General features: G+C 64.5%; 20 protein-coding genes. 14 read left to right on the top strand and 6 right to left on the bottom strand.

Annotated elements, in window-relative coordinates; all coding sequences use genetic code 11:
- Positions 1-14: 14 nt before the first annotated feature.
- Entirely contained in the window at positions 15-1,742 is a 1,728-nt protein-coding gene (lnt, locus tag F4036_11355; GenBank protein ID MYK38336.1) for an apolipoprotein N-acyltransferase, read from the bottom strand.
- Positions 1,743-1,753: 11 nt separating this feature from the next.
- On the opposite strand from lnt, the gene F4036_11350 reads away from it, so the two are divergent.
- From F4036_11350 to F4036_11330, 5 genes are all read left to right on the top strand, one after another.
- Positions 1,754-2,053 carry a hypothetical protein gene (locus F4036_11350; GenBank protein MYK38335.1) on the top strand — a complete coding sequence of 100 codons (300 nt, stop codon included), beginning with the start codon at positions 1,754-1,756 and terminating at the stop codon, positions 2,051-2,053.
- Positions 2,054-2,055: 2 nt separating this feature from the next.
- Positions 2,056-2,826, top strand: coding sequence for a nucleoside-binding protein (locus F4036_11345; GenBank protein ID MYK38334.1), 771 nt, complete (start codon positions 2,056-2,058; stop codon positions 2,824-2,826).
- Positions 2,730-3,734 (top strand): formylglycine-generating enzyme family protein, encoded by a 1,005-nt coding sequence (locus tag F4036_11340; GenBank protein ID MYK38333.1) that lies wholly within the window; start codon positions 2,730-2,732, stop codon positions 3,732-3,734. The genes F4036_11345 and F4036_11340 overlap by 97 nt, the downstream gene beginning before the upstream one ends.
- A gap of 146 nt (positions 3,735-3,880) precedes the next feature.
- Entirely contained in the window at positions 3,881-4,816 is a 936-nt protein-coding gene (locus F4036_11335) for a formylglycine-generating enzyme family protein (protein MYK38332.1), read from the top strand.
- Positions 4,817-4,820: 4 nt separating this feature from the next.
- Positions 4,821-5,729, top strand: coding sequence for a formylglycine-generating enzyme family protein (locus F4036_11330; GenBank protein ID MYK38331.1), 909 nt, complete (start codon positions 4,821-4,823; stop codon positions 5,727-5,729).
- Positions 5,730-5,893: 164 nt separating this feature from the next.
- Here F4036_11330 and F4036_11325 read toward each other — a convergent pair whose 3' ends face one another.
- Positions 5,894-7,333, bottom strand: coding sequence for an aldehyde dehydrogenase family protein (locus F4036_11325; GenBank protein ID MYK38330.1), 1,440 nt, complete (start codon positions 7,331-7,333; stop codon positions 5,894-5,896).
- A gap of 127 nt (positions 7,334-7,460) precedes the next feature.
- On the opposite strand from F4036_11325, the gene F4036_11320 reads away from it, so the two are divergent.
- Positions 7,461-8,849: an MFS transporter gene (locus F4036_11320; protein ID MYK38329.1), complete on the top strand. Its 1,389-nt coding sequence runs from the start codon at positions 7,461-7,463 to the stop codon at positions 8,847-8,849.
- Positions 8,850-8,919: 70 nt separating this feature from the next.
- On the opposite strand, the gene F4036_11315 is transcribed toward F4036_11320, so the two are convergent.
- From F4036_11315 to F4036_11305, 3 genes are read right to left on the bottom strand one after another with little or no spacing between them, the layout of a single operon-like run.
- Positions 8,920-10,065: an aromatic ring-hydroxylating dioxygenase subunit alpha gene (locus F4036_11315; protein MYK38328.1), complete on the bottom strand. Its 1,146-nt coding sequence runs from the start codon at positions 10,063-10,065 to the stop codon at positions 8,920-8,922.
- 3 nt (positions 10,066-10,068) lie between these two features.
- Positions 10,069-11,214: an aromatic ring-hydroxylating dioxygenase subunit alpha gene (locus tag F4036_11310; GenBank protein MYK38327.1), complete on the bottom strand. Its 1,146-nt coding sequence runs from the start codon at positions 11,212-11,214 to the stop codon at positions 10,069-10,071.
- 31 nt (positions 11,215-11,245) lie between these two features.
- A complete protein-coding gene (locus F4036_11305; protein MYK38326.1) occupies positions 11,246-12,415 on the bottom strand; it encodes an NAD(P)-binding protein in 1,170 nt (389 codons plus the stop codon).
- A gap of 98 nt (positions 12,416-12,513) precedes the next feature.
- Between F4036_11305 and F4036_11300 the strand changes: the two genes are divergently transcribed.
- The gene (locus tag F4036_11300) at positions 12,514-13,308 is read left to right on the top strand and encodes an SDR family oxidoreductase (GenBank protein MYK38325.1); all 795 of its coding nucleotides are present in this window, start codon (positions 12,514-12,516) and stop codon (positions 13,306-13,308) included.
- A 14-nt stretch (positions 13,309-13,322) separates the two neighbouring features.
- Here F4036_11300 and F4036_11295 read toward each other — a convergent pair whose 3' ends face one another.
- Positions 13,323-14,081 carry an SDR family oxidoreductase gene (locus F4036_11295; protein MYK38324.1) on the bottom strand — a complete coding sequence of 253 codons (759 nt, stop codon included), beginning with the start codon at positions 14,079-14,081 and terminating at the stop codon, positions 13,323-13,325.
- Positions 14,082-14,153: 72 nt separating this feature from the next.
- Between F4036_11295 and F4036_11290 the strand changes: the two genes are divergently transcribed.
- The 7 genes from F4036_11290 (at position 14,154) to F4036_11260 (ending at position 20,105) form a co-directional block, all read left to right on the top strand.
- Positions 14,154-15,266 carry an HlyC/CorC family transporter gene (locus F4036_11290; GenBank protein MYK38323.1) on the top strand — a complete coding sequence of 371 codons (1,113 nt, stop codon included), beginning with the start codon at positions 14,154-14,156 and terminating at the stop codon, positions 15,264-15,266.
- Positions 15,267-15,269: 3 nt separating this feature from the next.
- Positions 15,270-16,082, top strand: a complete 813-nt coding sequence (locus F4036_11285; protein ID MYK38322.1) for an NUDIX domain-containing protein — start codon at positions 15,270-15,272, stop codon at positions 16,080-16,082.
- Entirely contained in the window at positions 16,082-16,933 is an 852-nt protein-coding gene (locus F4036_11280) for an MBL fold metallo-hydrolase (GenBank protein MYK38321.1), read from the top strand. The genes F4036_11285 and F4036_11280 overlap by 1 nt, the downstream gene beginning before the upstream one ends.
- Entirely contained in the window at positions 16,930-17,382 is a 453-nt protein-coding gene (locus F4036_11275; GenBank protein MYK38320.1) for a GNAT family N-acetyltransferase, read from the top strand. Before F4036_11280 ends, F4036_11275 begins: the two co-directional genes overlap by 4 nt.
- Complete coding sequence (locus tag F4036_11270) at positions 17,379-17,957, top strand: DUF2878 domain-containing protein (protein ID MYK38319.1); 579 nt, start codon at positions 17,379-17,381, stop codon at positions 17,955-17,957. The genes F4036_11275 and F4036_11270 overlap by 4 nt, the downstream gene beginning before the upstream one ends.
- Positions 17,958-18,306: 349 nt before the next feature.
- The gene (locus tag F4036_11265; GenBank protein ID MYK38318.1) at positions 18,307-19,056 is read left to right on the top strand and encodes a response regulator transcription factor; all 750 of its coding nucleotides are present in this window, start codon (positions 18,307-18,309) and stop codon (positions 19,054-19,056) included.
- Positions 19,053-20,105, top strand: coding sequence for a HAMP domain-containing histidine kinase (locus F4036_11260; GenBank protein MYK38317.1), 1,053 nt, complete (start codon positions 19,053-19,055; stop codon positions 20,103-20,105). Before F4036_11265 ends, F4036_11260 begins: the two co-directional genes overlap by 4 nt.
- The last annotated feature ends 139 nt before the right edge of the window (positions 20,106-20,244 follow it).

The raw sequence follows: 20,244 nt of genomic DNA, 5'->3' as shown, positions 1-20,244 counted from the left end.
CTCCTCCAGAGGTGTCAAGCCCGGCCGGCCCTGCGGATTCTAACTGCTGCCGGAAGCGCGATTCCGAGCAAGATGCACAGGACGACCACGGGCCATTCTCCGTAACGCACGTAGGGCGTAGCGCCCTCCAGCCGCGCCACCTTCACGTCCAGGAAACCGGGTTCGTACTTGGGCAGCCGGTCGATGATTCGGCCGCGGGGGTCCACCGCCGCGGTAATGCCGGTGCCGGTCACGCGCAGCAGGTAGCGGCCGGTTTCCATCGCGCGCACGCGCGCCATGTCCAGATGCTGCTCCAGCGCTACGGTGTCGCCGAACCAGCCGTCATTGCTGACGTTGATGAGAACTTCCGCCGCCGGCGTCCATCTTCGCTGCTCCGAACCGAACGCCGCCTCGTAGCAGATGCTCACGCCGCAGACTGCCTCACCGGCCGTGAGCGGCGCCTGTCCGGCCGGCCCGGGAACGAGGTCGCTGGCGGGAAGGTTCATGCTCAGCAGCCAGTCCCTTATCGCATCGGGCACGGGGAAGAACTCCCCGAAGGGCACCAGGTGGTGCTTGTGATAGGTCCCCTGGCCGTTGCCCAGCACGATCAGCGAATTGAATCGGCCGGCGTCGGTTTCGGTGAGAATTCCAAGCGCCAGGGCGATCCGTCGGGCGCGCAACAGGCGGTCCATTTCGTCGAGATAATCGCGGACGAAATCCTGCGTCTGGGGGACCGCGACCTCCGGCCAGACGATCAGCGCGGGCTCCGGAGTGGCGCTCGGCATCGGCTGCCCGAAGCTCAGCAGTTCGTAGCGGGTAAGCGTCGGCAGGAACTCCTCTTCCAGCCACTTCCGCTCCTGGGGAATGCCGCCCTGCACGAGCCTTGCGTGCAGTTGGCCGCGCGACGGGCCATCGCTTTCCGGAAGCGAAATCTGCCCCAGCCCCGCGGCGCCGCCAAGCAGCAGGACCAGGCCCAATCCCCGGAGCATGAGGCCGGGAGCGCTGCGCCAGACAAGCAGGCATGCGCCGGCCAGCAACGCCGTCGTCAGTCCCACCAGGTACATGCCGCCCAGGGACGCCGGCATTGACGGAATCCGGCCGGCAAACACGGGGGCGGTGAGGTATCCGGCGCTCAGCCAGGGGAATCCGGTAAAAACCCAGCCCCTGAGCCATTCGGTCAGTACCAGGACGCAGGGCAGCACGACAAGCAGCGCCACCCAGGACTTTTTCGGTTGCATGCGCGCCGCCCAGTAGCCGCCCAGCGCGTACCAGCAGCCCATCACGGCCGCCAGCAGGACGACCAGCGCGACGGCCAGCGCCACCGGCCCCCCGCTGACGATGCGCACGCTGTGATAGATCCAGTAGCAGGCGGCCGAGAAGGCGCACAGGCCGAAGGCAAAGCTTCCGGCCGCGGCCGCCCTCGGACTGCCGGCGGCCCGCTCGCCCGACCACAGCGAAAGGAGCAGGGTCAGTCCCGCCATGCCGATGAACCAGCGGACCAGCGTCCACTCCGGGTAGAAACAGAACGCCGCGGCCCACAACAGTCCGGCCAGCGCGCCCGTGGGGATCGTCCTGTTCATGGCCGGCCGCGTGCTATGCTCGAAGCGCGGAGCGGGATTTCTTCCCGGGAATAAGGGGGCTTTCGCACATGTTGAAGAAAATCTGCGGCTTGTATCTCTTTGCGGTTGCCGTGCTGGTGGCCGTCCATACGGTCGTCGAGCCCTTGTACCACGCATCGGGACCCGGCCAGCCCTACAGCCCATTCTGGACCATAGTGAACCCGTTGACCGCGCTGGCCATTGTATTGGGCGCGGTGTTCAGCTACCTGCGCAAGACGGGCGTGGGGGGCGATTCGGTCACTCGTGAGTTCCTGGTGGCCAACACGCTGTTCTACGGATTCCTGTTCGTGGGAATCATGTTCTTCTGGAACTGGTTCAATCTGATGAACCCCGCCTTCACTGCCATAGGAGACGACACGGTTTCGCTGGTATGGATCGTCGTCGACGCCGGCGTGCCGTTGCTGGCGGGCGCCACCGGGATTCACTTGCTGCGGAGCGGCTCCCAGGGCGGATAGCCATGCGGGCGCCTGCGAGCGCAACGGCAATTGCGCTGCTGGTTGCATGCGCTCCTTCAAGTCAGGGGTTCGAATGGAGCGATACCGAACTGCACCTGCAGTACGGGCAGCTCGACGTTCCCTCGTTCGCCGGCGGCGGCAGGGCGAAACACCTGATCACCACCGGCCAGCACGCGCACGGCTGGAAATACGGCGACAACTTCGTCTTCATGGACATGCTGGATTCGCGGGAGTCCGGCTTCCAGGATTTCGACTTGTACGGCGAGTGGTACTCCAATTTCAGCCTGTCGAAGATTGCCGGCAGGAAAATCGGCGCAGGGCCGGTCGCGGACATCGGGCTGGTCCTCGGAATCAACTGGGCCGATGACGCCAACGTCGTCAAGTACCTTCCGGGAATCCGTTTGTCGCTGGACCTGCACGGATTCGCTTTCGCCAACCTGGATATCACCGGGTACATAGACGACAGCAGGGGCGTCGCATCGGGCGGAGCGCCGAAGGAAAGCGATTCGTTCATGGTGGACCTGAGTTTCGCGCGTCCTTTCACTCTGGGCGGGCAGAATTTCAGTCTGGAAGGCCATATCGAATACATTGGCGGCCGCAGGAACCGGTTCGGCGACAATGTCGACGGCTGGCTGCTTGCGCAGCCTCAACTACGCTGGAGGGTGACTGAACGATTATGGATGGGAATCGAATATCAATACTGGATGAACAAGCTCGGCGACGGGGAGACCGACGAGAACACGGTCCTGGCCTTGCTGGTATGGCAGTTTTAGCCGCGGCGCCGGTCCTGCTGGCGGCGCTGGCCGGTCTTTCGGCGCAGGCCGCGGAGTCCGAAGCGCCGAGGATTTTTCAGGAATGCGACGTCTGTCCCGTGATGGTCGAAGTGCCGCCGGGGGACTTCGTCATGGGTGCGGAGGGCGGCGAGGAAGGACGCCCGGACGGTCCGCCTCACCAGGTCAGCATCCCAAGAGCCTTCGCGATCGGACGGTTTGAAGTCACCAACCGGGAATTCGCCGCGTTCGTGGCCGACACCGGCTACGAAACCGAACCGCCCTGCGCGGTGCGGGTCGGCGACGAGTGGCTGCTGCATCAAGAAGCCGTCTGGACCGATCTCAAGACCGGCCAGGCATGGGAACCGGATCACCCGGTGGCCTGCGTCAACTGGCTGGACGCACGCGCCTATGTCGCGTGGCTGGCGGAGACGAGCGGCCAGTCGTACCGGCTGCCCAGCGAGGCGGAGTGGGAATATGCCGCGCGCGGCGGCGCGAGCGGCGATTTTCCCTGGGGGTCGGAGCCGGACGAGGCCTGCGGCCAGGCCAATGTGTACGACTCGAGCGCGCAAGCCATGCACGGCTACAGTTGGCAGCCCGCGCTTTGCGATGACGGTTTTCCGATGCTGGCTCCAGTCGGACGCCTGCAACCGAACGGGTTCGGCCTGCACGACGTGGCCGGCAATCTCTGGGAATGGGTGGAGGACTGCTACGTGGCGCCGTATCCGGCCGACATTCCCACGGACGGAAGCGCATACGGCCCGCCGCCCGGCCAGTGCGATCGGCGCAGCGTTCGCGGCGGCAGCTGGACTTCGCGGATCAGCCGCCAGCGGCTTGCGTTCCGCGGCCGCGATCCCGAGGACCTGCGCTACTCGATCTTCGGCTTCCGCGTCGCTCGCTCCCTCGACTGACCCTTGGGGGCGCCTTTCCGCTACCCCTTCGTGCCGGGAGACGCATAAATCCATCCATGGAGCTTGGCGGCGACTCCTGTCGCCGACACTCCCGGCACGAAGGGGTAGCGGAAAGGCGGATCGAGTAGTGAGGCGGGCGCGCTAGAATGCGCGGCATGAATCGATATACGACAGCAATGGCCGTGCTGATCGGCCTCACGTTCGCAGCGTCGCCCGCGGCCGCCCAGGATGCGCAACCCGAATCATTCCGCGATTGCGAGCAATGTCCGGACATGGTCGTGGTCCCGGGCGGCAGCTTTGTCATGGGAAGCGAGGAAGCCGTGAGCGAGCGCCCGATGGGCCCGCCGCACGAAGTGACCATTCCCCGGCCGTTCGCACTGGGCAAGTTCGAAATCACCAACCGGCAATACCGCGAGTTCGTGGAGGCGACCGGCTACGAGATGTCGATAGGTTGCCGCGGCAACATCGACAACGAGTGGAAGGACGACCCCGAAGCGCATTGGACCAATTTGCGGCTGGGGCAGGAGTCCGACCCCGAGCATCCGGTGGCCTGCGTGAGCTGGCTGGATGCCCGCGCCTATCTCGAATGGTTGTCGGAAATCAGCGGGCAGGACTATCGGTTGCCCAGCGAAGCGGAGTGGGAGTACGCGGCGCGCGCCGGCGCCGGTGACTGGTACTACTGGGGCGAAGATCCCGACCAGGGCTGCAATCACGCCAACATGTATGACACGAGCGCGCACGCCGTTCATAGCTTCATCTGGCCCTGGATCGACTGCGACGACGGCCATACGACCCTGGCGCCGGTCGGCAGCTTCCAGCCGAACCCATTCGGTCTGCATGACATGGTCGGCAATCTCTGGGAATGGGTAGAGGACTGTTATGAAGTGCTGTATCCGGAGGACACGCCCACGGACGGCTCGGCCTATACACTCCCGCCGGGCCAGTGCGACAACCGCAGCGTTCGCGGCGGCAGCTGGCTCACCAACCCCGACTGGCAGCGCACCACGTTTCGCGGTCGCGATCCCGAAGAGGTGCGCTACAGTTTCTTCGGCTTCCGCGTCGCCCGCTCCCTGACGGAATAGCGCTTTGCGCCTTTTGTTCGCTGTGTTCGGCCTGGCGGCCGGGGCGATTGCTGCGGACGGCGTTCCGGAGGCGCCTTTTCGCGATTGCGACGGATGTCCGGAGATGATCGTGGTGCCGGGCGGCGGTTTCGTGATGGGAGCGCCCGGCGGCGAGGAGGGCCGTCCGGAGGGACCGCCGCGCGAGGTGCGCGTGGAACGCGATTTTGCGCTGGGCAGGTACGAAGTAACGAATGCCCAGTTCGAAGCCTTCGTCTCCGCGACCGGATACCAGGTCGAGAAAGGCTGTCGCGGCAAATTCGACGGCGAGTGGGAGAACCATCCGGAGTCGAACTGGACCGACCTGATGCTGGGACAGGAATCCCGGCCGGATCATCCCGTGACCTGCGTCAGTTGGCTGGATGCGCGCGCCTACGTGGATTGGCTTGCGGAGAAGAGCGGCCAGCCGTACCGCCTGCCCACCGAAGCGGAGTGGGAATACGCGGCAAGGGCGGGCGCCGTGGGCGACTTCACATGGGGCGAGGACACCGAAGCGGCCTGCGCTTATGCCAATGTGTATGACTCAAGCGCGGATCCCGTACACGATTTCGGCTGGCGGGCGGCCGAATGCGACGACGGATTCCCAACGCTTGCTCCAGTCGGCATGTTCAAGCCGAACGCTTTTGGCCTGTACGACGTCGCCGGCAACGTCTGGGAGTGGGTGGAGGACTGCTACGTCGAGCCCTATACGGCGGAGTTGCCGACCGACGGCTCGGCCCTTGAAGTTCCGCCGGGTCAGTGCGAACGGCGAAGCGTGCGCGGCGGCAGCTGGATTACGCGCCCGGACCGCCAGCGCCTCACCTTCCGGGGCCGCGACCCGGAGGACATCCACTACACCTTCTTCGGCCTGCGCGTCGCCCGCTCCCTGCCCGATTAGTGGCGAGATTTCCTTTACCGTCCCTTGCCCTTCCTGGAGACGCATGACTGCTTGCAGCTTGACCCGTCAGTGCAAGCATCCATCCATGGAGCTTGGTTCCGCCATCCCTGGCTCACACACTCCCGGAAGGGCAAGGGACGGTAAAGGAAATCGTCTGGACGAATTCAGGCGGCTTCGGAGTAGCCGAGGACGGCTTTGGTTTCGAGGAATTCCTCCAGGCCTTCGGGGCCGGACTCGCGGCCGTTGCCGGACTGCTTGTAGCCTCCGAACGGCGCGCTGGCGTCGCCCGACTGGCCGTTGAGACAGACCTGGCCGGCGCGCAGTTGCGCGGCGACGCCCCTGGCCTGTTCGAGGTCGTCCCCCCACACGTAAGCGGCCAGCCCGTATTCAGTGTCGTTGGCGATCGCAATCGCCTCGTCCAGGTTGTCGTAGGGAATAACGCACAAAACCGGCCCGAAAATCTCCTTGCGCGCGATCGTCATGTCGTTGCTCACGTTGCCGAACACCGTCGGCTTGACGAAATAGCCCTTTTCGAGGCCATCGGGCCTGCCCGGACCGCCGGTCGCCAGCGTGGCGCCTTCCTCGATGCCCCTGCGGATGAGTCCCTGCACCTTTTCGAACTGCGCCTCGCTGACCAGGGGCCCCATCGTCGTGTTCTCCGACCCGGGGTCGCCGATTCGCGCCCGGGCGGCGGAGGCCACCGAGATTTCCACGGCCTTGTCGTGCAGCTCGGCCGGGACCAGTAAACGCGTCGGCGCATTGCACGACTGTCCGGTGTTCATGCAGACGTTGCGCATGCCGTTGATCACGCCCTGTTCCAGCGAGGCCTCGTCCAGGATGAGGTTGGGCGACTTGCCGCCCAGTTCCTGGCTGACCCGCTTGACCGTTCCGGCGGCGGTGGCGGCCACCGCGATCCCTCCCCGGGTGGAACCGGTGAACGAGACCATGTCGATACCGGGATGCCCGGCGATGGCCTGACCGACACCGGGGCCGTCGCCGTTGACCAGGTTGAAGACGCCGGCGGGCACGCCCGCGGCTTCGATGACTTCGGCGAATACCATGCCGCTGAACGGTGCGATTTCGCTGGGCTTCAGCACCATCGTGCAGCCGGCCGCCAGCGCCGGCAGGACCTTCAGTCCGATCTGGTTGATCGGCCAGTTCCAGGGCGTAATGAATCCGCACACGCCGATCGGCTCGCGCCGGATCAGGGTGCCGCCGCGCTGTTCCTCGAACTCGAAGTTCTCCAGCAACCGCCGCACGGTCTTGGCGATGACCACACCCATGGCGGCCTGCGCCCGGGTGGACAGGCGTTTCGGCGCGCCCATCTCAGCCGTGATCGCGTCCGCCATGTCGTTGTAGCGGGCCTTGTAGGCGGCGATGAACGCGTCGATCAGGTCAAGGCGTTCCTGCCTGCCGGTGCGCGAGTAGCCGCCGAAAGCCTCGCGCGCCGCCGCCACGGCCCGGTCGACGTCCGCGGCGCCGCCCAGCGAAATAATCCCGGCGGGTTTCTCGGTGGCCGGATTGATCACGTCCAGTTCCCGCGGCTCGGCCGGATCGACCCACTCGCCGCCGATGAAAAACTTGCGGTACTCGTATTCGGCCATTGCTGCCGCTCTCCTTCGTTGATGGGAACAGGTTGGCGAGGATACACCCTCCCGGCGTCGCGTGACACGACAATCGGCGCCCCGTGCTATCCTGCCGCGCTACGCTCTGACTCGAGGCGCCCAAATAATGCAAACCAGGCTTGGCCGATTGACCCGGGTCGAGGGCACCGTTCCGCTTTCGCTGCGCGCGGGCTGGGGCATCGGCGCCCTGGGCGTGGCGCTGCTCTTCAATACCTACGCCACGATCCTCCTCTTTTACCTGACGCGGGTTGCCGGGGTCGCGGTCCTTACGGCCGGGACGCTCCTGATGATCGCCAAGGCGTACGATTTCGTGACCGACCTGCCGATGGGCATCATCAGCGACCGGACCAGGAGCCGCTTCGGTCGCCGCCGGCCCTGGCTGCTGGTGGGCGCCTTCGTGTGCGGCGGGGCATTCGTGATGCTGTTCAGCACCCCCGCCGAGTGGGCGGATTTCGAGAAGGCGGCTTATGTGCTGGCGGGACTGATCGTGTTCAACACCGGCTATACGCTGTTCAACGTTCCGCATATCGCGATGCCGGCGGAAATGTCCACCAACTACGATGAACGTACGGCCATCATGTCATTTCGCGCCGTGGCCATCATGATAGGAACCTTCACCGTGATCGGAGTCGGGCCTGCGCTGGCTGCGCAGTTCGGAGGCGGCAACGAAGGCTACGAACTGGTGGGCTGGCTGTTCGGCGTCCTGGCGCTGGTGGCGATGATTGCCTGTTTCTTCGGAACGGCCGGTGCGCGCGCAACCGAGCACGTACAGCCCCGGGAGAGCCCATGGGGGCAGATCCGCACGGCCGCGTCCAACGTGCACTTCCTGAAACTGGCGGCCTTCAAGCTGCTGACCCTGCTGGCCACCGGCGTGGCGGCGGGGAGCGTCCTGTTCTTTATCGTGGACATCCTGGGGCATTCCCAGGACGTCATGCTCTGGTACGCGCTCGGCGGCAACCTGATCATGCCGCTATTGGCGGCTCCGCTGTTCTGGGTGCCGTTCTCGCGCAAGGTGGGCAAACACCGCGCCCTGATGCTTGCTACGTTCGGCTTCATGGTGGGAGCGCTCTGGTGGTGGTTCGTCCCCACGGACGAACCCGTATGGCTGCTGTTCGTGAGGGCCCTGATTCTTTCGTTCTTCGGTATGGGCAAGTTGCTGCTGGGCATGTCGCTGCTGCCCGACGTGCAGGAATACGATTACCTGAAGACCGGCCTGCGGCGCGAGGGCGTGTTCGCCGGCGCATACAACATGGTGGAGAAGTTCGCGTTCATGGGGGCCCCCGTGGTCATCGGCGTAATTCTCGGGATGCTGGGTTACCAGTCCACCGTTGACGCCGAAGCGATTCAGCAGGATCCGGGTGCGCTCACCGGAATCCGTATCTCCATTGCCCTGGTTCCGTCGGTCTGCAACCTGATTGCCGGCATCATCCTGTTGCGCTGGACCCTGACCCGGGAATACCTGGACGAACTGCGCGCCGGGCACGAATCCGCGTAGCCCGGGAGCGAGGGCGTCCCGCCCTCGAAATAGCTGTCACGAACGAGGGCGAGACGCCCTCGCCCCCAGGCTACGCGGCCTGGTCGCTCTTTGCTGCGTCCGCGGATGTCGCGGGCACCAGCGGGATGGGGTCGACCACCCAGCCCTTTTTCACGCGGCGGCCGGGGCTGGGGATGGCGAAAGCGGTATGCCGGTCGGCCTTGCGGACCTTTTCCGTGTCGATGAGCCAGCCGCGCGCTTCCCATTCCGCGAGCCATTGGCGGTAGCGGCCTACCGCGTAGTCCGACGGCATGAGCATGTCTTTGGCGCTGGTTCGCGGCGCCAACTTCGGATGCAGGAGAAGAAGGATGTCCCGATCCTGGAACGCGACGTACTCATTGCGCTTCATGATGGTTTCGTCGTGCGCTTCGTCCTGCATGAAGTTGCGCATCGTGACCATGTACAAGCCCGTAAGAACCTCGTCGATGGGCACGCGGTACAGGTACTGATAGATCTTCATGACCGGCGAGGGATTGATATGCGTCCACACGGAAGCGGGCCCGTGATGGCCCGTGCCTACGGTGATGGTGCTGTTCCCGGTCACTCTTGAGGATTCGCGCATCCGCTTCTCCGGCAGCGGCGGCGCGTACACCTCGTTGTAGAAACCCGTGCCCCAGTCCGTTTCCCGAATGTCCAGATCGCTGACCTTGTAGTTCTCGTCCTCTCCCTTCATGCCGTGGGTGTCGTGGACGAATTCGTTGTGCGCCGGGTCGATGCCGTTTTCCACGGCGCGCCTGTATTCGACTTCCCATTCGAAGTACTGAAGCGTGGGCTGCCAGCCTTCCTGGCCCCACTCGGGGATTTCAAGGAGCGGCGGCCGTTCGGATTCGTCGAGGTCCCCCAGGAAACAGAAGACCAGGCCGTAGCGTTCCATGACCGGATACGAGTCCACCCGCGCACGTCCGGGCGGCTTGGCCTTCATGCCGATGGACGGCACGCGCACGCATTGCCCCTCGCCATTGAAGCGCCAGCCGTGGTACGGACATTGCACGCAACTGTCGGCCACCAGGCCTTCGGCGAGCGAGCCGCCCCGGTGGCAGCAGGTATTGCTGAGGCAGTGGGCCTGTCCGTCGTCGTCGCGCCACAGCACGAAGTCCTGGCCGAGCATCCGCCTCTTCAGCGGCGCTCCTTCCAGCTTCCCGGACTCGACCGCGGGATACCAGAAGTTGATGAACATGGGTCAGGCGGCCTGGTCGGTCTCCACGGCCCGCGCCGGCGTGGCCGGCATCAGCGGGATGGGATCGATCACCCAGCCTTTCTTCCTGCGCCGTTCCGGGCTTGGTATTGCGAACGCCGTATGGCGTTCCTGCTCGCGAACCTTGTCCAGATCGATGCGCCAGCCGCGGGCTTCCCATTCCTTCAGCCATTCCCGGTAGCGCCCGATGGGGTAGTCCGAGGGAGTGAAAAGTTCCTTGGTATTCACCCGCGGCGTGATCTTCGGGTGGAGTTCATACAGCACGTCCCGGTCCTGTGTTGCCACGTACTGGTTCCGCTCCATCATGGTTTCGTCGTAGATGTCTTCCAGCATGAAGTTGCGCATGTTGATCAGGAACAGCCGCGTGTTGTCCTCGTCGACCGGCGCTTCGTACAGGTACTGGTAAATGTGCATGACCGGAGTGGGATTGATGAAGGTCCACACGGAGGCCGGTCCGTGGTGGCCGGTGCCCGCTCTTATGATGCGGTTCTTGGTCTCCCCGGAAGCCTCGCGCATTTTCTTTTCGGCCAGGGGCGGCGCGAAGACCTCGTTGAAGAACCCCGTGCCCCAGTCGGTTTCGCGCATGTCCAGCTCGTGGACCTTGTAGTTCTCGTCCATGCCCTTCATGCCATGGGTGGGGTGCACGAACTCGTTGTGGGCCGGGTCGATGCCGTTTTCGATTGATCGCTTGTAGTTGAAGTTCCATTCGAATGACTGGATGGTGGACGACCAGCCTTCCTGGCCCCACTCCTTGATCTCGAGCAGCGGCGGCCGTTCCGATTCGTCGAGGTCGCCGAGGAAACAGAAAACCAGGCCGTAGCGTTCCATGACCGGGTAGGAGTCCACCCGCGCCCGCCCGGGCGGCTTGGCCTTCATGCCGATGGACGGCACGCGCACGCACTGCCCGTCCCCGTTGAATCGCCAGCCGTGGTACGGACATTGCACGCAACTGTCTTCCACCACGCCGTCGCCAAGCGAACCGCCGCGGTGGCAGCAGGTGTTGCTGAGGCAATGGGCCTGACCTTCCTCGTCGCGCCACAGCACGAAGTCCTGACCCAGCATGCGTTGCTTGAGCGGCTTGTCCTTGAGTTTCTCCGACTCGACCGCCGGATACCAGAAGTTGATGAACATGATTGTGCTCCTGGATTACAGAGCAATTAGTTTATACCGGAACCTGCCACGCGTCGTAGCGGAAAAGGCCCAGCGATTCCTCGTTCCGGTTATTGCGTTCGGCGAAGCGTTCCGTGTCCGGGGCAAAGAACCGGTGAATGATTTCCCCGGACTCCAGCATCACCAGCGTGGTGCGCTCCACGCGGGCGGCCTCGTAGCGTCGGAACGCTTCGGAAACACTGCCGGAATCCGCCATGCACCGCGCCAGCACGACCCCGTCCTCGATCGCCATGACTGCGCCCATCCCCATGAAGGGCAGGGTGGGATGGGCGGCGTCTCCAAGCAGTGAAACACGCCCTGAGCTCCAGGACTTCAGGGGACGCCGCGAAAACAGGCCCCACTTGTAGCAGAGTTCCGGCGGTGTGGCTCCGATGATCGACTGCACCAGGCCGTGAAATTCCGAAAACTCCTCCAGCACTTCCTTCACGGTCGATCGTTGCGACCAGCTCTCCACCTGCCAGTCGTCCCTTTCCACGAATGCGACGTAGTTGACCGTCTCGCCTCCGCGGATCAGGTAGCGCACGAAGAGGTGGCCCGGTCCGATGTATGTGCCGGAGGGTGGATCCACCGCATCGGCCGGCACCTTGGCGGCGGGGGCCAGGCCGCGCCAGGCGACGTAACCGGTGAAATTCGGCGATTCCTGCCCGCGCATCTGCGAACGCACCGGCGACTTCACGCCGTCGCAGCCCACCAGGACCCGTCCGGAGGCGCTGTTGCCGTTGGCGAACCAGGCGGTGACCCCGTTCTCGTCCTGGGTATAGCGCTGGAATTCGTGGCCGAGGACAATGCACTCGGGATCGTTCGCCCGCACGGCGTCACCCAGCATGTCGTGCAGGTCGGCCCTGTGGATCTGGTAATAGGGTGCGCCGTACTGCCGGGTCGTCAGGTCACCGCGTTCGCGGCGAACCAGCACCTGACCCGTCTGATAGTGATGCACGGCCTGGTATGAGGGCGGGTCGGCCAGCTCCGCCAGCTCGCTCTCCAGACCCAGGCCCATCAGCGCTTTCGAACCGTTCGGGCTGAGCGTAAGTCCGGCCCCCACCTCGCCCAGTTCCGGCGCCTGCTCGTACACCCTCACGGCAATGCCGGCGCGCTGCAGGGCGAGCGCGCAGGTAAGGCCGCCGATGCCGGCCCCGATCAACATGACGGGCTGATTGCTCATCCGCCGGAATTGTATGCGCGCGCCGATGCGTTTCGGAGCGCATCGGTCGCTTTCCCGAGGGATACAATGCGCGCTCTGATGTACTGCGGGAACTATCCATGCGCAACGCCACAATCGCCGCGGGCCTGCTGGCCTCTTTTGTACTGATGTCCGCCGTACAGGCGCAGACAGTGCTCGTTACCGGTTCCAACCGCGGTATTGGACTGGAATTCGCCAAGCAGTACGCGGATCGGGGATGGACCGTCATCGCCACCCACCGCCGCGACACGACCCCCGATACCCTGGCGGCGCTCGAGGAGCAGTACCCCGCCGTTCGCGCGGAAAAGCTGGACGTGACCGACCACTCCAGCATCGACGCGCTGGCGGAGAAGCTGGCCGGCATGCCGATCGACGTGCTCATCAATAACGCCGGCATAACGGGCGATTTCACCAAGCCGCGGCCCCAGACGCTGGGGACGCTGGACTATGACATGGCGGTCCACTTCTTCCGCACCAATGCGCTGGGCGCGCTCAAGGTCAGCGAGGCTTTCATGGACAACGTGGAGGCCAGCGACCAGAAGAAGATCGTTGCCGTCAGTTCGCTGGCCGGTTCCTTTGAGGGCGATTCCGGCGGAAAAGGCGGAATCTACTGGTATCGCTCGAGCAAGGCCGCGCTGAACATGATGATGGTGGGGGTCGCCGCCGACTCGAAACGCAAGGGCGTAACCGTCGCGTTGCTGTCGCCCGGCACCGTCAAGGTGGAAAAAGTGGCCGAGATGGTCGATCGGATGGGACTCAAGGGTTTTCTCGAGCCGCCCGAGAGCATTGCCGGCATGATCGACGTGATCGAGAACCTGACGCCGGAGGATTCCGGCACGTTCATCCGCTACAACGGCGAACCGCAGCCCTTCTGATTTTCTGTCGGCGGCTAGAGGAAGGTTACGCCGCCGTCCACCATCAGGGTCTGGCCGGTTGTCATGCGGCTTAAGTCGCTGGCCAGCCACAAAACGGCGCCGACCACGTCCGAACTGTCCAGCGGCCGTCGGATCGCCTGCTGCGAGGTCGTTGCGCCGATGGCCTTGTCATACTTGTCGCCGAAGAATTCCGCGGACGCCTGGGTTGAAACGATATTGGGCGCGACTGCATTGACGCGCACGTTGTAGCGTCCCATTTCCCGCGCCAGGCCGCGCGTCAGGCCAATCACCGCGGCCTTCGAAGTGGTGTAGTGAATGACGTTGGCCATTCCGTAGGTCGCGGCCAGCGAGGCGATGTTGATGATGGATCCACCATCCCCGGATCTCATGTGTTGGGCCGCCGCCCGACTGGCCAGCCACACGCCCTTCACGTTCACCGCCATCGTCGCGTCCCACAGCTCTTCCTCCACTTCGTCGAATCGCGTGAGTTCCAGGTTGCCCCACCAGCCGGCGTTGTTCACCAGCACGTCGATCCGGCCGTAGGCCTCGGCGGTGCGGGCGGCCATGGCCTCCAGATCGGAAAGCGAGGTCACGTCCACTTTCGCGGTCAGGACCTCCGCGCCCTGTTCGCGCGCCAGCGCCTCGCTTTCGTCGCAGTCCTTCAGATCGCACAGCATCAGGCGTGCGCCCAGGCGGGCGAACTCCACCGCGTAGGCCTGTCCCAGCCCGCCGGCCGCGCCCGTAATGACTACCGACCGATCGTCAAATCGCATCCGGTTACCCTCAATTTGCGCAAGGAGGCGTGATGCTACCGTAACCAGGCATTGGTGTCACAATATCCGCTCATGTATTCCCTGATCATTGCGTTTTTTCTGCTGGCGCTGACTTTTTCCTTCTTCTGCTCGTTGTGGGAGGCGGTGCTGCTCAGCGTTACGCCGAGTCATGCGCGCCTGCAGTCTCAGCAGGGTACGCGCGTCGGGCGGTATCTTGAAGATTTCAAGGCCAATATCGACCGTCCCCTGGCGGCGATACTGACGCTGAACACCATTGCCCACACGGTCGGCGCCATCGGTGTGGGCGCACAGGCAGCGGTAATCTGGGAGCAGGCGAATCCGTGGATAACGAGGGTTGCGGTGCCTGCGATCATGACGATCGCGATACTGATCCTCTCGGAGATCGTGCCCAAGACGATCGGCGCGCTGTACTGGCAGCGGCTCGTGGCTTTCACCGTGCACTCGCTGCGCCTGTTGACGACGGTGCTGGCTCCGTTCGTGTGGTTGAGCCAGTACATCACCCGGGGTTTGAGGCGCGACACGACCCAGCCGATACTGACGCGGACCGACTTTCTCGCGATGGCGGAACTGGGCACGCAGGAGGGCGTGCTCGAAGCCGGGGAAAGCGAAATGATCGGCCACCTGATCCGCTTTCAGGCGATTCAGTCGCGGGACGTGATGACTCCGCGCACGGTCGTTACCGTGGCATCGCAAAACGAGCCCATCGCCGACTACTACACGAAGGCCAGAAGCCATTCCTTTTCCCGGATTCCCGTGCACGACGAATCCAAGGACCACATCACCGGCTACGTGATGAAAGACGACCTGTTCGCCGCAATGGTGGAGGGGCGAGGACACCAGCCCATGGCCGCCTTGCGTCGCGAAATTGTCGCGGTGGACGAGTCGTTCGCCATTACCGACCTGTTCGAAGAACTGCGAAAGCGCCAGGAGCACCTGGCCGTGGTGCTGGACGAATTCGGAGGCATGGCGGGAATCGTGACCATGGAAGACGTTATTGAAACGCTGCTCGGTCTGGAAATCGTCGATGAGACCGACTCGGCGGTGGATATGCGCGAACTGGCGCGGCGTCACCGGGTCCGGCGCGCGAATGCCCTGGGCTTGCTGGATGCGCCCGCGGCCTCTTCCGATGGTGCGTCCGTGAACGAATCGGGCTTGAGGGGCTAAGCCATGTCCGGGCCGACCCGGGGAATGCCCTGGCATTTTCCCCGGGCCTTGCCTTCCGCCACGCTGATGCTGCTTCGGCAGTCTCGCGCCGGCCTGGAGGTTCTGCTGCTCCGCCGAATCACTCGCGCTGCTTTCGGCGGGGCGTGGGTGTTCCCCGGCGGCGTGCTCGACGAGCAGGACGGGGATGTGCAACTGCACCGCCGCTGCCTGGGCCTCGACGACAGTCGTGCCAGTCGTATGCTTGGCCTTCCCCGAAATGGTCTGGACTACTGGGTGGCGGCCATTCGCGAAACTTTTGAGGAGACGGGCGTGCTTGCCGCGGTGAACGGCTGCGGGCAAGGTCCTCGCGGCACGCTTGCGGACCGTCGAGCGCTTCTGGAGGGCAGGATCAGGTTTGCGGAACTCTGCCGCCGCCGGAACTGGAGACTCCCGGTCAGGCGCTTGCACTACGTGTCGCATTGGATAACCCCAAGCGCCGCGCCGAGGCGCTTCTCGACGCGGTTTTTCCTGGCGGAATCATCGCCCGGTATTCGAGTGCACGCGGACGGCAGGGAGATACTGCAAGCTCGCTGGTTTGAGCCGGGTCAGGCGCTGGAGCGGAAAATTCCATTGGCTCATCCGACCCGGCATTGCCTGCGAATCCTGAGCGAGATGGGAAGCGTGTCCAGGGCGAAGAAATGGGCTGCCTCGATGGCTCGCAAGCCGGTGCCCGTCACCCGGCCCGAGGTGCGGCGAATTGATGGAGAACTGATGTCCTGTCTGCCGACCGGCGAAGTGCTGGGGCCGTTCAGGATGAAGGATTACCCGGCGCCCTGATGCCGGCCGATGCCATCAAGCCCGGGGAACTGGTGGACCTTGCGCCCTCGATCCGCCGCCTGACCGCGTTCAATGCCGGAACCATGACCGGACCCGGCACCAACACCTGGGTACTCGGGGAAAAAGAGATTGCGGTGCTGGATCCGGGACCCGCCTCACCCCGGCACGTCGAGAACATCGTGGACCAGGCCCCGGGAGCGGTGCGCTGGATTCTGGTCACGCATACCCACCCTGACCATTCGCCGGGCGCCACGCTCCTGGCCAAGCTCACCGGCGCGTCGCTGATTGGTCCGCCGCCGCCGCCGGGCGACCGTCAGGATTCGAGCTTTCGTCCCGAAGCGGAGCCGAAAGACGGTCAGGAATTCGATTTCGCCGGATTTGTTCTTCGGGCCGTACACACGCCCGGCCATGCATCCAACCACTTCTGCTGGTGGCACGCGCCGCTGGGCGTATTGTTCACCGGTGATCACATCATGCAGGGCTCGACCGTGGTCATTGCGCCTCCCGACGGCGACATGAGCGCCTACATGGCCTCGCTCGGCCGTCTGCTCGACCTGCCCATCCGCGCCATTGCACCCGGCCATGGCCACTGGATCGATCGTCCCGGTCGGGAAATCAGGGGCCTGATGGCGCATCGCGAAAGGCGCGAGGAAAAGGTGGTCTCGGCAATGGCTGCGTTGGGTCCCGCTGCGCTTGAGGCTATCCTTCCCCGGGTGTACGACGACGTGCCCGACCGCCTGCATCCGGTGGCGGCCTTGTCTCTCGAGGCCCACCTTCTGAAGCTTGAACGGGAAGACCGTGCCATGCGCGACGGAAACTCCTGGCGGCTTGCGGACGGCGCGGCGCGATGAGCGGGACCATCATCCGGCCGGCCCACCCCGCGGACACTCCGACGATCGTCCGGTTCAACATCGCGCTGGCCGAGGAATCCGAGGGCTTGCGCCTCGATCCGCAGACGGTCGAGGCCGGCGTGCGCCGGATGTTCTCCGACCCTGCGCTGGGGCGCTACTTCATGGCCGTTTCCTCCACCGGGGAACGGCTGGGACAGCTGATGCTCACGACCGAATGGAGCGATTGGCGGAACTGCATGATCTGGTGGCTGCAAAGCGTGTATACGGCGCCGGAACACCGGGGCAGCGGCGTGTTCCGAGCGCTCTGCGAACACGTCCTCGGAGAAGCCGGCGAGGCGGAGTGCCGGGTGCGCCTGTACGTGGAGCGCGACAACAGCCGCGCGATCGCGGCCTACCGGGCCCTGGGGTTCGACCACTGCGGGTACGACGTCATGGAACACGGCGCATGACGCTGCGCCTTCCCGAATGGCGCCGCCTCGTGACCGTGGTCAGAGGCGTGGCCGGGTTCAAGGCCGTTTGGCTGTGCACCGTGCTGGGCGCCGCGGCCGGCAACGTCTGGCTCGGGCCGCTGGCGCTGCTGGCCTTTGCCGGAATGCAGGTGCTTTTTTCGCGGAACCGGCGAAGGGAGCTGCTGGTGCTGGCAAGCGGACTCGCAATGGGCCTGGTCATGGAGACCGTCGTCGTGCGGGCGGGCTGGGTCAGCTATGCGCCCGGCTGGCCTGATTCGGTCCTTGCGCCGGCCTGGATACTGGCCTTGTGGGGCGCGTTTTCGCTGATGAGTATCGACGGCCTGGCGTGGCTGCGCGGCAGACGCGTGCTGGCTGCCGTCCTGGGCGCCACCGGGGCGCCATTTGCGTATTTCTCGGGAATCGTCCTCGGCGCCGGATCGGCAGCCGGGGTGGCCTTCTATCTGACCGTGGGTTTGTTCTATGCGGCGGCCACGCCGCTGCTGGTGGAATTGGGAGGTGTTCTGGAGGGCGGCGGGGCCGCCCCCGGGGGGAGGAAGATTCCGGGGGCGACCTGACCCTGTTCCTGGGATTGGGGGGAGGTCTCTTGGGAGGGGAGAACCAGGAACAGGGCGCCGCTGTTTGTGAAAGGTGGTCTAGCTGCCCAGGATGGACGAGAAAGCGGCCAAGGGGGCTACGAACGCGACCGCAAACAATACGGCCTCACCGATGACGCCAAGACTGCCGACGCCATTTCTTGAAATCAGTGTCATATCTCTTGCTCCTTTGCATCTCTTCTTGATGCACTGCACAAGATAAGGGTCAGGGAGCTTTTTTCTTCTCGCCACGGTAACGATTCGTAACATTTTGTAACGCGGATTGAATTTCCCCCGAAATCGCCGAATCCGCCCATAAAATCTGCACGCAATGCCATCCCGCATCTTCCTGATCGACGACGACGCAAAGCTCGCCATGCTTCTGCGGGCCTATTTCAGTCGTTTCGATCTCGAGCTCGAGTCCGCGCTGGAAGGCGATACCGGGCTCAGGAAGATGGCTGCCTTCGAACCGGACCTGGTGATTCTCGACGTCATGCTGCCGGGGCGCGACGGCTTCGAGTTGTGCCGCGAGATCCGCAAGACCAGCAGCGTGCCGATCATCATGCTCACCGCGCGCGGCGACGTGACCGACCGTGTGGTGGGTCTGGAGGTCGGGGCCGACGATTACGTGCCCAAGCCGTTCGAGCCGCGCGAACTGGTCGCCCGGATCCAGACCATCCTGCGGCGCGTCCAGCGTTCGTCCACCATTTCGGGGGTGGTGGAACACGGTCCCCTGCGGCTTGACTTCGATCGCCGCGAGGCGCACCTGAACGACGACCTGCTCGATCTCACGGCGATGGAGTTCAACCTGCTGCAACTGCTTGCCGGCGAGCCCGGACGCGTCTACACCCGCGACGAAATACTCTCGGAACTGCGCGGCATCGAACCGAACATATTTTCGCGCTCGGTGGACATCAATATCAGCCGGCTGCGCCAGAAACTGGACGATGATCCATCCAATCCCCGCTTCATCCGCACGATACGCGGCGCGGGCTACGTCTTCCTGAAAGGACAGGGCGAAAGCAGTCGCGATCCCGGGAGCGATGACGTCCCGCCCTCAAACACCACGATCGTTCTATGAATAACCGATTCCTCCGCGCCCTGAAATGGCTGGCGCGCAAGCCGGTGAACGCCTGGCGCTCACTTCCCGTTCGCCTGGTCCTGATCTTCTTCGCAAGTTTTTTCGTCATTACGGCGGCCACGGCGGCCCTCTTCTCGATTTTCCCGCCCCAGGGGAATCCGGAGAATATGACCGTCGTGCGTGTCCTTGGTTACCCCACGATAGCGGTGGTTTTCGTCGGCTGCTACCTGGCTGTGCGGCGGCTTTTCTATCCATTGGAAGACATCCGGCAGGGCACGCGCCGGATCGGAGAAGGGCAACTCGAATACCGGATCCCGATCCGCCGTCAGGACGAGCTCGGCAGGCTGACGCAACGCATCAACCGCATGGCGGACCAGGTGAAGGGGATGCTCGACGGCCAGCGCGAGTTGCTGCTGGCCATGAGCCACGAGTTGCGCACGCCGCTGACCCGCGCCCGGCTGGCGCTGGAGTTCATCCACGACAAGGACGTGCGCTCGCACCTGGAGTACGACCTGTCCAGCATGGAACGCATGATCACGGAATTGCTGGAGGGCGAACGCCTGAACACGCAGGGCGGGCGGATGTCACGCTCGCGGGTCAATCTGAACAAGTTGATGGCCGAAGTCCTGCGCGGCGATTTCCCCAACGACCGCCACCGCGTGTCGCTGAGCGTGCCGCCGTCTCCGGCACACCTGAGCGTGAACGCCGCCCGCCTGAGAATGCTGGTCCGCAACCTGGTGGAGAATGCCTTGCGCTACAACCCCCGGGACGGGATGCCGGTTGAGCTCAGCCTGCGCATGGAGGACGGCGCGGCAGTCATTCGCGTGCAGGACCACGGTCCCGGAATCGAACCCGAGCACCTGGAGCGGGTTACCGGCGCCTTCTACAGGGCGGACCCGTCCCGCGGCGCGGGAACCGGGCGCCATGGCCTTGGCCTCTACCTGTGCCGCCTGATCGCCGAGGCGCACGGCGGCGAGGTGGAAGTGGCCAGCCCTCCCGGAAGCGGCGCCTGCATCACCGCCCGCATTCCCGGCGAACCCCCGGACTGACCCTGGGAGAGAGGGCGTCCCGCCCTCCGGGAAGACGGGACGTCTTCCCTCCCGGCAATGGCGCCCGTCCTCCGCGAAGGCGAGACGCCTTCGCCTCCAGGAAGGGAATACCGATTTTGCATTGCCGAATGCCGGTTTT

This window comes from Gammaproteobacteria bacterium (assembly GCA_009845905.1).
Lineage (GTDB): Bacteria > Pseudomonadota > Gammaproteobacteria > Steroidobacterales > Foliamicaceae > Foliamicus.
This window is presented reverse-complemented; position numbering and strand designations above follow the sequence as displayed.